The organism is Sulfitobacter sp. EhC04 (genome assembly GCF_001650875.1).
Taxonomy (GTDB): Bacteria; Pseudomonadota; Alphaproteobacteria; order Rhodobacterales; family Rhodobacteraceae; genus Sulfitobacter.
In genome coordinates this window covers 358,372-369,021 of record NZ_LXYI01000089.1, presented here as the reverse complement: position 1 = coordinate 369,021, position 10,650 = coordinate 358,372, and the positions used below count along the sequence as shown (strand labels likewise).

General features: G+C 61.5%; 11 protein-coding genes. 4 read left to right on the top strand and 7 right to left on the bottom strand.

From position 1 onward, the window contains the following. From A8B82_RS24295 to A8B82_RS23370, 4 genes are all read left to right on the top strand, one after another. The coding region (locus A8B82_RS24295; RefSeq protein ID WP_161489501.1) for a hypothetical protein at positions 1-257 on the top strand (257 nt) is incomplete at its 5' end. Positions 258-410: 153 nt separating this feature from the next. Beyond that, positions 411-2,390 (top strand): type II secretion system secretin GspD, encoded by a 1,980-nt coding sequence (gene gspD / locus A8B82_RS23380; RefSeq protein WP_067298120.1) that lies wholly within the window; start codon positions 411-413, stop codon positions 2,388-2,390. Next, positions 2,383-3,867 carry a GspE/PulE family protein gene (locus A8B82_RS23375; RefSeq protein WP_235604783.1) on the top strand — a complete coding sequence of 495 codons (1,485 nt, stop codon included), beginning with the start codon at positions 2,383-2,385 and terminating at the stop codon, positions 3,865-3,867. The genes gspD and A8B82_RS23375 overlap by 8 nt, the downstream gene beginning before the upstream one ends. After that, the gene (locus tag A8B82_RS23370) at positions 3,864-5,078 is read left to right on the top strand and encodes a type II secretion system F family protein (RefSeq protein ID WP_067298117.1); all 1,215 of its coding nucleotides are present in this window, start codon (positions 3,864-3,866) and stop codon (positions 5,076-5,078) included. Before A8B82_RS23375 ends, A8B82_RS23370 begins: the two co-directional genes overlap by 4 nt. Before the next feature lie 129 nt (positions 5,079-5,207). On the opposite strand, the gene A8B82_RS23365 is transcribed toward A8B82_RS23370, so the two are convergent. Genes A8B82_RS23365 through A8B82_RS23335 form a run of 7 tightly spaced genes read right to left on the bottom strand, consistent with a single transcriptional unit; the run spans position 5,208 to position 10,649 of the window. Further along, a complete protein-coding gene (locus A8B82_RS23365) occupies positions 5,208-5,957 on the bottom strand; it encodes an ABC transporter permease (RefSeq protein WP_067298114.1) in 750 nt (249 codons plus the stop codon). Next, complete coding sequence (locus tag A8B82_RS23360; protein ID WP_067298112.1) at positions 5,954-6,679, bottom strand: ABC transporter ATP-binding protein; 726 nt, start codon at positions 6,677-6,679, stop codon at positions 5,954-5,956. The genes A8B82_RS23365 and A8B82_RS23360 overlap by 4 nt, the downstream gene beginning before the upstream one ends. Next, a complete protein-coding gene (locus A8B82_RS23355) occupies positions 6,676-7,356 on the bottom strand; it encodes a TenA family protein (protein ID WP_067298109.1) in 681 nt (226 codons plus the stop codon). The genes A8B82_RS23360 and A8B82_RS23355 overlap by 4 nt, the downstream gene beginning before the upstream one ends. Next, positions 7,356-8,294, bottom strand: a complete 939-nt coding sequence (locus A8B82_RS23350) for an ABC transporter substrate-binding protein (RefSeq protein ID WP_067298106.1) — start codon at positions 8,292-8,294, stop codon at positions 7,356-7,358. Before A8B82_RS23350 ends, A8B82_RS23355 begins: the two co-directional genes overlap by 1 nt. Then, entirely contained in the window at positions 8,291-9,286 is a 996-nt protein-coding gene (locus A8B82_RS23345; protein WP_201120893.1) for a HesA/MoeB/ThiF family protein, read from the bottom strand. Before A8B82_RS23345 ends, A8B82_RS23350 begins: the two co-directional genes overlap by 4 nt. Then, positions 9,283-9,879 carry a thiamine phosphate synthase gene (locus A8B82_RS23340; RefSeq protein WP_067298102.1) on the bottom strand — a complete coding sequence of 199 codons (597 nt, stop codon included), beginning with the start codon at positions 9,877-9,879 and terminating at the stop codon, positions 9,283-9,285. The genes A8B82_RS23345 and A8B82_RS23340 overlap by 4 nt, the downstream gene beginning before the upstream one ends. Beyond that, positions 9,876-10,649, bottom strand: coding sequence for a thiazole synthase (locus A8B82_RS23335; protein ID WP_067298099.1), 774 nt, complete (start codon positions 10,647-10,649; stop codon positions 9,876-9,878). Before A8B82_RS23335 ends, A8B82_RS23340 begins: the two co-directional genes overlap by 4 nt. Between the last annotated feature and the right edge of the window lies 1 nt (position 10,650).

The window sequence follows — 10,650 nt, the reverse complement described above, 5'->3', positions numbered from 1 at the left end:
CCCCCACGCCAGAGCCGCAGCCCCCGCGCCCCCCGCTGGACAGTCTGGGCTATGCCTTGAAAGGGGTGGTGCGCGTGGATCAGAAGATCTGGGCGATGGTGTCGCATCCCAGCGGCGATCAACTGATGCGGGTGGGCGACGTTCTCAGCAATGGCGCGACCGTCGAACGCATAGACGAGCAAGGCGTGTGGATCGACAACGGGGGTGATGATCTGGCCCTTCTCGGTTTTGTCGAGGAAAACCGTCCGCCCGGCTGACGCCGCCGCGCGACCGATTGGCCACAGCCTTCCGGATTGCGTACGAAAGACGTGCATCGCAGCGGATTATGCGCTAGGATTCAACCCAATACATGGCAAATCCCCGAATGCGGTCATCAAGAACCTGCACCGGGCTTGAGGCAGAGAGCGGTCATGAAACGTATTTTATCCCTGAGGGCGGCAATGCTGGCCCTTTCCATGGCATGTTTTCATGCCCTTGTTTCGGTTGTGGTCACGGCCCCCCCGGCAGCTGCGCAAATTGAACTGGACCTGCGCGATGCGGATCTGCGCAGCTTTGTCGAGATCGTATCAGAGGCTACCAACCGCAGCTTTGTGCTCGACCCCAACGTGCGCGGCACCGTCACGGTGCTTGCCCCCGATACGCTGACACCTGCAGAACTATACGACGTTTTCCTGAATGTGCTCGAACTGAACCGGCTGACCATCGTGCAAGGCTCCAGCGTGGACCGGATCGTGCCAATGAACGTCGCGCGCGAACTGGCCTCCGGCCCGGCACGGACAGCACCCAAAGGGTTCGAGACCCGCGTGATCGAGGTCAATAACGTCCCGCTGGCAGAGATCATCGAAGTGATCCGCCCCCTGCTTCCGGCAGAAGCCGTCCTGTCCCCCGTGCCAGGCTCCAACCTGCTGATCCTGTCTGACAGGGGCCAGAACCATGCCCGGATCGAAGAGTTGATCCGGCGTCTGGATACCCCGCGAGAACGCCCCATCGAAATGGTACGCCTGCGCAACGCGGATGCCGCCGAGGTGCTGCAGGTGATCCAGTCCATGCAGATCGTTCCGGCAGATGCGGCGGTATCCATCGACCGGCGCTCCAATGCGCTGATCGTCTCCGGGTCCGACAGTCTGGTACAGCAGATCCGCACGCTTGCCTCTCGGCTGGACACGCAGAACGCCAATGTCGCATCCCGCGCGGTGGAACTGAATTATGCCGATGCCACCCGCCTTGCGGATGTGGTGACCCGCGCCATTACCAACGAACAACGTGCGGAAACCGACGCGGCTGTGCGGATCATCCCGGAGACACAGACAAATACCCTGCTCATCACCGCCCCACCCGACCAGATGAGCGACATCATCGAGATGGTGCATTTCCTCGATCGCCGCCCCACGCAAGTGCTGGTCGAAGCGGTCATCTTTGAAATGTCGGTCATGGGTTTTGCCGACCTGTCCGCGCAGTTCGGCGCAATCCTCAATGACGCGATCATCGGCGGCGTGGAGTTCTCCCTGGACGGGCGACCCAGCCTGACCAGCCTTGTGTCCTCTGTCCTGAACAATACGACCAACACCGTGCCGACACCCGGCAACGGCGGCTTTTTCGGGGTCGGTGCGCGCAACTCCAGCGGGGAGGGGATCGTCGGGCTGCTCAGCGCCATTGCATCCACGAATTCCACCCGCCTGTTGTCCACCCCGTCGATCATGACCCTGAACAACCAGGAAGCAGAGATCGTCGTGGCGCAGAACGTTCCCTTCGTGACAGGCTCCTTCGCCCAGGTTGGCGAAACCGCCCAGCCCGATAACCCGTTCCAGACCATCGAACGCCAGGATGTCGGCCTGACCCTCAAGGTGACACCGCAGATCAATGCGGACCGCACCGTGCGGATGGAGATCGAACAGGAAGTTTCGAACCTGACCAACAGCACCTCCTCCGCCGGTGGCGAGATCACGGCACGCCGCGCCTTGTCCACGACGGTTCTGGTCCGCGACGGCAACGTCATCATGCTGGGCGGGCTGTTGGAAAACGGGTCCGGTTCCGTGTCGCAGCGGGTTCCGGGGCTCAGCAAACTGCCACTGGTCGGTGGCCTGTTCCGGGGCAAGAACGCCAACAAGAACCAGCGCGTGCTGCTGGTCATGTTGCGCCCGCGCGTGGTCAAGGATGACCATGAGGCTCGCAAGATCACCACCGCGCTTGCCCGTGAAGCTAAAAACGCGACCCTTGCGTTGCAGCCCCTCGATGATGGACAGTACCCAAAGACGCCCAATGGCACCCTGCCCTTCGATGGCGTGGATTTGAACCAACCCTTTGACGCCGGATTTGTCGATGACTTTGCGCAAGACCGAAACTATCCCCCCCTCCCGACCCGACTTAGGTTCAAAGGCGGGCGTGACTGATCCGATCCCGGCCAGACCGCGGCTGCCATTTGTCTTTGCCCGCGATCAGCAGGTAATCCTGGACGGTTCCGATATCATCCTGGGACCGGCCGCCACCCAGACAGGCCTGCGCGAGGCACAGCGGCGCGCGGCGCGCCAAGGGCCACTGACCCTTGTCACCCGGGATGCAGCGGGTTTCGAAGGGGCGCTGGCACGGGTCTACCAATCCAAGGATGACAGCACCGACACCCAGGACACCCTGTCCTTTGACCTGGAAGACACCGGCGGCGGCGGCCAGGGGCCGGCACGTCAGCGCGACCTTCTGGAAGATTCCGGCGACGCCCCGGTGGTTCAACTGGTGAACCAACTGCTGCGCCGTGCCGTTACGGCGGGCGCATCTGACCTGCACATAGAACCCTATGAAGGCGGCCTGCGGGCGCGGATGCGTGTCGATGGCTTTCTCAAGACAGTGATGGACCGCTCTGACGTTCCGGTGAAACGGGTGGTTTCGCGGCTCAAGGTCATGGCCGGGCTCGACATCGCGGAAACGCGCCTGCCGCAAGACGGGCGCATTCCCCTGTCGCTGGGCGGACGGCAGATCGACACGCGTGTCAGCTCGCTTCCCGGTAACTACGGCGAACGGATCGTGCTGCGGATTCTCGATCGCTCGGCGGGGCTGATGGAATTGTCCGATCTGGGTCTCAGCAAGGATCAGGTCACGCTGTTGCACCGGCTGGCGGCCCTGCCAAACGGTGTGATTCTGGCCACCGGGCCGACAGGGGCAGGCAAGACAACGACGCTTTATTCGCTGCTGAAGCTGGCCAACCGTGACGAGCGCAATATCGTCACCGTCGAGGACCCCATCGAATACGATCTTCCCGGCATCTCGCAGTCGCAGATCAATGCCGAGATCGGGATGACCTTTGCCAATGGGCTGCGCGCGACCCTGCGGCAGGACCCGGACGTGATCCTGGTGGGGGAAATTCGGGATGGCGAAACCTCCAGCGTTGCCGCACAGGCTGCACTTACCGGACACCTGGTGTTTTCTTCGCTGCACGCCAACGGGTCGGTGGGCGCGGTGGTGCGCCTGCGCGATCTGGGGCTGGACGATTTCCTGATCGCCGCCACCCTGCGCGGCGTGATTGCCCAACGGTTGCTGCGCCGTCTGTGCAGCGCATGCCGTCGCCCCCATGCGCCAAGCGAAGCCGAGGCCGACCATTTTACCCGGCATGACCTGCGGGTGCCTGATACCATTCATGCGGCAGAGGGGTGTCCCGCCTGCGGCAATTCCGGCTATGCCGGGCGGGTCGGTATCTTCGAGATGATCGAAGTGGGTGAAGCCCTGCGCGCGGCCATTGATGCCGGTGCCAGTGAAGCCGAGATGCGCAGGCTGGCCCTGACCGGTCGGGAAACCCTCATCGGACAGGGCCTGATCGAAGTGGCGGCAGGCCGGACCAGCATCGCCGAGACCCTCCGCGTGGTCGGGGATGTCGCGTGAGAGCCTACGCCTATGTTGCGTTCACCGAAGCGGGGAAACGCAAATCGGGCACGGTGATCGCCGATACCGAAGCCCATGCCGCCGCCCAACTTGCCGAGAAAGGCCTGTTTGTTTCTGAGCTGAATGAACGGCGCAACAGGGCGACCTCGGGCCTGTTCTCCGGTCAGAAGCGCGCCAGCCTGAACCCTGACCTACAGGCGGTGTTCACCCGGCAGATGGCCGTGCTGCTGGGTGCCGAACTGCCCGTGGACGAAGCCCTGGAAGCTGTCCGGCAGGGCGGGCACCCCAGCCTTGATGCGGTAGCCGCAAGGGCGCGCGCGGACCTGATGGATGGCGCGACCCTCTCTGATGCATTGCGACGCACGCAAGCGGGCTTTGCTCCCTATTATGTCGCATCCGTCCGGGCCGGTGAAACTGCGGGAAACCTCGCCGGGGTGTTCAACGAACTTGCCGATCACCTTGAAAACCAGGGGGTGGACAAGGCACAAATCTCGACCGCACTGATCTATCCCGCGTTTGTGGCGGCCGTCGCCCTGCTGGTCTGCGCGATCCTCATGGTCAATGTCGCGCCTGAAATCGTGGCAATGTACGAACTGTCCGATCAGCCGCTGCCCTCCATCACCCAGGTGGTGCTGGGTATCAGCAACTGGATACAGGCAAATTTCACCCTTCTGATGATCGCCCTGGCCTGCCTTGTCGCTTTCGGCTTTGCCTCGGGGCGCGTGCCTGCCATTCGCGCCCAGCGCGACAAGCTGTTCCTGCGGCTGCCGCTGGTGGGCCGTTTCATGCGCCTGTCCGCCGCCGTGCAATACCTGCGCACGCTGGCGCTGGTCCTCAGCAGCAAGAACACCGTGCCGGTCGCCATCCAGAATGCCTCCGAAGTCTTGGATGTGGCACGGTTCCAACAGGAGGCCGCACAGGTGTCCCTGGCCGTCTCACGGGGAGAGACGATGTCGCAGGCGCTGCGCGCACTGACGATCATCCCGCCGGTCGCAAGACAGCTCATTCAGGCCGGGGAAGCCTCCGTCAGGCTGGCCAGCATGACAGAGCGCAGTGCGGTGCTTGTCGAGAACGGCCTTTCCACCGAACGCAAACGCATTGCCGCCCTGCTTGAGCCTGCGTTGATGATGCTGGTGGGTGCGATGGTGCTGGTGATCGTCCTTGCCGTTCTGCTGCCCATCTTCGACCTTCAGGCGGTTGTGGCAGGCTGAATTCCGGTTCCCGGCGCACCGGTCCGAAGTTGCGGGAAAGCCTGCCAGCCTGCCCGAAGTCCACGCCCTGGAACGCCGCGGCAAAGGAATTTCGCTCAACTGCCTGTCGCCTATCCGTCTTCATGCTTTCTAAGGCCTGGATGTGCCTTGGGCGTACCAGGTCAATCTGCTGGCCAACATGCCGACCGCAACATGTAAGATCACGGTCAGACAGGCAAGAACGATCAAGCTGGCAAACATCAGGTCAATTTTCGCGCGGCCATTGGCAAGCAGCATCAGATAGCCAAGACCCCTGGAGGCGCCGACCCATTCACCGATCACCGCCCCGATCGGGGCGTAAACTGCCGCAAGTCGCAGACCTGTGCCAAGACTGGGCAGCGCTTGCGGAATCTGAATGTGCCGCATGAAATGCCACGTGCCTGCGCGCATCGAAATCGACAAATCGCGGTATCCGCTGTCAATGCGGGTCAGCCCGTCATGGAACGCGGAAGTGACAGGAAAGTAGATGATCAGCACCGCCATGACGATCTTTGACCCCATGCCATAGCCGAACCAGAGCGTTAGCAAGGGGGCCAGCGCAAAAACGGGCACAGCCTGGGTAAAGACAAGAATTGGCAACATCAGCCGTTCGGCGGTCTTGGAAATCGCCAGCTGGATCGCCGTTGCAACGCCAAGGATCGTGCCAATCAGCAAGCCAAGCACCACTTCGGTTGCGGTGATCCACGCGTTTTCGACAATAACCACGCGGCTTTTGTATGCGGCCAGTGCAACCCGCCAGGGGGATGGTAGGATGAAGTGGGGCGCTTGGGTGACAATGACCAGCATTTGCCACAGGCCCAGCCCGATCAACAACGCCAGCAAGGTATCGCGAAATTTCATGCGGCGATCCCGCGCAAATACGACAGCAACCGGGCCTGACAGGCGAGCGTTTCGGCGGCGTTGATCTCTCTCAGGGCTGCGGTTTCAGGGGTTGGCCAGTTTTGCGTGCCTTGCGCTGACATGACAGTAATCTGATCCGCCAGACGTGCGGCTTCTGCAGGATCATGGGTGATCAACAAAACGGTGCGGCCCCCAAGAACCTCGGCCGCCAGTTCCTGCATGTCGGCACGTGTACCTGCATCAAGCGCGGAAAACGGCTCGTCCAGAAACACAATTGGGCGATCCTCGAACAAGGTGCGCGCAAGCGCAGCGCGTTGCCGCATGCCACCAGACAGGGAGGCGGGTTTCTGGCCTGAATGGTCTGACAGCCCGACCCGACGCAGAAGGTCGCAGGCGCGGTCAGCATCGGGGGCCACCCCCCGCAGCCGCGCGCCGATACAGACGTTGTCCAGCACGGACAGCCACGGCAGCAACAGGTCAGACTGCGCCATGTAACTGATACGACCCGCCAGAGGCATGCCATCCGTGGCCGCAATTGAGCCGTTGAAGTCGCCGCCCGTCTCAAGGTCGAGGATCAGCCGCAGGATCGTTGATTTGCCGACACCTGACGGTCCCAAAAGGCACGTCCATTGCGCGCCGGGGATGTGCAGGTCGGCGTTGAACAGAACCCGATCACCGATCCGGTGCTGGCCCCTTAATGTGATCCCCGGCGATGTATTCATGCGCCGTTCAGTCCCATTTGCCAGAATCCGACTTCCAGTTTCGTCGCTTTGCCAAACCTGCCCCGCAGGGTTTCGGCACGCGGCGACTGCGACAAATCACCGATCCGGCGCGCAACGGCATTGTCGATCATGGCACCAACATTGGCACAAACCGCCTGATAACCGGGGTCCGCATAGGTCGCAATCCAGGCGGCATAGGGCGTGTCGCGGGCTTTGCTGCCTGCCAACCGCAAGCCGATTTCGCCGTACCCCATGACGCAAGGCGCCAATGCCGCCATGAGATCCAGAAAGTCGCCTTGAACCCCCGCGTCCATCACGTAACGCGTGTAGGCAAGGTTTTCGACAGCTTCCGAGGCGGCAAACAATGTGGCCTCGTCAATCCCCTCGGTCGCGCATGTCGTTACATGCAGCGACATCTCGTGATTGACCAATGCATCGACCGTTCCGGCGCAAATTCTCATTTCCTCAAGGGTTTCGGATTTGACCACGGCCAGCGACCACGCGCGGGCAAAATGGATCAGAAAAACATAGTCCTGGATCAGGTAGTGCAGGAATGCAGCGCGCGGCAGGGTGCCGTCACCCAGCCCCTCGACAAAGGCGTGATGCGTGTAGTCGCGCCATGCGTCACCGGCCCCCGCACGCCACAGCGCGAAGGTTTTTCCATAATCGGGCACCATCAGTTCGCCGTCACGTCGATGGCGATCTTCGACACGGGGTTTTGCGACGGGATCAGACCAACCTCATGCAGGAACGCCTCAAACGTGGCATAGCGACCTTCGTCCATGGCTGTCGGACGCAGAGCAAAGCGTGGCAGCGTATCAACCCATGCCTTGGCATTCAGAGCGTCCTGCAACTCGGCAGAGGTAGCCGAAAAGACTTCCCAGCTCTTTTCGGGGTTGTTCACGATGTACTGCGTCGCCTTTTCGGTCGCGGCCAGAAAGCGCGCAATCATTTCCTTGTCCATCGTCCCGGAGTTGGCGACATAGATCAGTTCATCATAAGACGGCAGGCCCTCTTCTTCTACAAAAAAGCAATTGCCCTCGACGCCTTCGATTTCCATCTGATTGAGTTCAAAATTGCGATATGCGCCGATGACCGCATCGACCTGACCAGACATCAAGGACGGGGATAGTGACCAGTTTACGTTGACCAGTTCCACATCATCCAACGACAAGCCGTGGTGGCGCAGGATCGTGCCCAAAACCGCCTCTTCAACTCCGCCGACAGAAAAGCCAACCTTTTTGCCTGCCAAATCGGCAGGGGATTGGACCGGGCCGTCAGCGAGGGCCAGAAGACAATTCAACGGTGTGGCGATCAAGGTGCCGACACGTTGCAAGGGCAGGCCCTCATGGATCTGCAAGTGAAGCTGTGGTTGATAGGATACCGCCAGATCGGCCTGTCCGGCAGCCACCAGTTTTGGCGGATCGGAAGGATCGGCGGGGGCGATAATGTCAACTTCAAGACCCTGATCCGCGAAATAGCCCAGTTCCTGCGCCACTATGATCGGCCCATGATCGGGGTTGATGAACCAATCAAGCAGAACGGTCATCTGATCGGCGGCCATCAGCGGCGAGGCCGCAAAGGAAAATGCGACGGTCAATTGGGTCAGTTTCATATCGGCTGTCTTTCGGTTGGAGGGGGGTTGCCCATTGCAATCAGGGTGATGTCCCCGCCCCAATAGGAGCGGAGGTGACGGGCGGCTTGCCAGGCGCGCAAACCGGAACGGCATGCAAAGACCGCGCGTTGATTGACGTCTGGGGTGGGTCGTTGATCGGCGAATTGTGCGACGGTGAGCCGCCGCGCCTCTGCGGTCACCGGCGTCTCGGCTTCTTCCGCATCGCGCAGCTCGACGACAAAATCGCGGCCATTGACCTGCGAGGGCGCGATAAACCTGAAATCAGGTTCGGGCTCCGGTGCTGTGTCGAACCGGAATCCGCTGGAGCGGAAAGTCTGCATGTCAAAGCGGATCAACTGGCCCAGGGGGGATGGTTTCTGGCCGATCAGGTAGGCCAGGGCCATCTGCGCCTGAGCGGCCCCGATCATGCCGACAACCGGCCCCATGACCCCGGCTGTTGCACAGTTTTCCGCGCGATCCGGCAGGTCGGGGAACAGCGCGCGCAGCGATGGTGCCATCTGGCAAAAGCCACCCACATAGCCGCCGAACCTCAAGACGGATGCGCTGACCAGGGGGACGCCCAGTGCCTTGCAGGTATCGGACAGGATATAACTGGTGGCAAAGCTGTCGGCGCAATCCAGAACAAGCGTGGCCCGAGATACAAGTGTTTTCGCATTGGCAGGGTCCAGCGGAGTCTCAACAGTGTCGATCGCGCAGGCACCATTCAATGCCCGCAAGGTTTGGGCCGCAACAATGGCTTTGGATTGACCAATATCCGCCTCTCGAAACAGGGTCTGCCGGTGCAGGTTGGAAAGGGAAATCACATCGCCATCCACCAGGGTCAGTCGGCCAACGCCTGCGCCCACCAGATACTGCAATGCGGGTGCTCCCAGACCGCCGACCCCAATCACCACAACATGTGCAGCCTGAATTGCCGCCTGCCCCGCAGCGCCCACCTCGGGCATGGAAATCTGGCGCGCATATCGGCTCATCGGGTCACCCTCAGCCATGCGCGGACACGGTCCTCCGGGCTTGGGTTCAAGGTGATGTCCGTGACAGCGGCGACCACATCCGCGCCAGCATCAAACGCACCCTGCGCGCGGTCGACCGACATGCCCCCGATTGCGACCAGCGGCGTTTCACCGATCAGCTCGCGCCAGGTGGACAGCTTTGCCAGACCCTGCTCATGCCATTTCATCTTCTTCAGGATGGTCGGGTAAATCGGCCCCAATGCGATGTAATCAGGCGCGAGCGCCATCGCGCGCTTCAATTCCGCCTTGTCATGGGTGCTGATCCCAAGCCGCAGCTTTGCGGCGCGGATGGCTGGGATATCAGCGTCATCAAGATCTTCCTGCCCAAGATGGATATAGTCGCAGCCCGCCTCAATCGCGGCCTGCCAGTAATCATTGATGATCAATGTGCATCCGTGCTGCGCACAGACCCGTTTTGCACGTTGGATATTGTCGCGCAGCACATCAGGCGCTGCGTCCTTGATCCGCAGTTGCACCAGCTTGATCCCAAGCGGAACAAGCCGTTCGATCCAATCCGCGCTGTCGAAAATCGGATAAAAGCGATCCAGTGTCATTGCAGGAATGCCTTTCCGATCACCGGGGTCGACGGGGCCGCCATGTCGCGCGGACCCATCGGGTCGGCGGCATGGGCCAGCTGTCCGGCCCGGATCGCACTTGCAAAAGCCTCTGCCATGGCGGCGGGGTCACCTGCCTTGGCCACGGCTGTGTTCAGCAGGACAGCGTCAAAGCCCATCTCCATCGCGGCGGCGGCATGGGACGGCAGGCCAAGGCCCGCATCAATGACCAATGGCACATCCGGGAAATGGGCGCGCATGGCGCGCAGGCCAAAGACATTGTTCAGCCCGAGCCCCGACCCGATCGGCGCACCCCACGGCATCAGTACCTCGCAACCCGCGTGCAGCAGCCTGTCGGCCACGACCAGATCCTCCGTGGTATAGGGAAAGACCTGAAACCCGTCCTCGGACAGAATGCGCGCGGCCTCGACAAGGCCAAAGACATCGGGCTGCAAGGTGTCTTCTTCGCCGATGACTTCCAGCTTGATCCACCTGGTATCAAACACTTCACGCGCCATATGTGCGGTTGTCACCGCCTCTTTGACACTGTGGCACCCGGCGGTATTGGGCAGGACGTGCACGCCGAGCTGGCGAATGAGCTGCCAGAAGTCCTGACCGGCGCGGTCCTGACCGCTTTCACGGCGCAAGGACACGGTTGCCACGCCGGCACCGCTGCGTTTGAAGGCATCCGCCAGGATTGCAGGGGACGGATATTGTGCGGTCCCCAGCATCAGGCCATTGGGCAATGTCGTGCCGTAAAATTCCGACATG

Excerpts from the sequence above, each read along its gene's own strand:
- A8B82_RS23340 (WP_067298102.1), bottom strand. The coding sequence starts at position 9,879 with ATGACACTGGATCGCTTTTATCCGATTTTCGACAGCGCGGATTGGATC.
- A8B82_RS23360 (WP_067298112.1), bottom strand. The coding sequence starts at position 6,679 with ATGAATACATCGCCGGGGATCACATTAAGGGGCCAGCACCGGATCGGT.
- A8B82_RS23355 (WP_067298109.1), bottom strand. The coding sequence starts at position 7,356 with ATGGTGCCCGATTATGGAAAAACCTTCGCGCTGTGGCGTGCGGGGGCC.
- A8B82_RS23350 (WP_067298106.1), bottom strand. The coding sequence starts at position 8,294 with ATGAAACTGACCCAATTGACCGTCGCATTTTCCTTTGCGGCCTCGCCG.
- A8B82_RS23335 (WP_067298099.1), bottom strand. The coding sequence starts at position 10,649 with ATGTCGGAATTTTACGGCACGACATTGCCCAATGGCCTGATGCTGGGG.
- A8B82_RS23345 (WP_201120893.1), bottom strand. The coding sequence starts at position 9,286 with ATGAGCCGATATGCGCGCCAGATTTCCATGCCCGAGGTGGGCGCTGCG.
- gspD (WP_067298120.1), top strand. The coding sequence starts at position 411 with ATGAAACGTATTTTATCCCTGAGGGCGGCAATGCTGGCCCTTTCCATG.
- A8B82_RS23365 (WP_067298114.1), bottom strand. The coding sequence starts at position 5,957 with ATGAAATTTCGCGATACCTTGCTGGCGTTGTTGATCGGGCTGGGCCTG.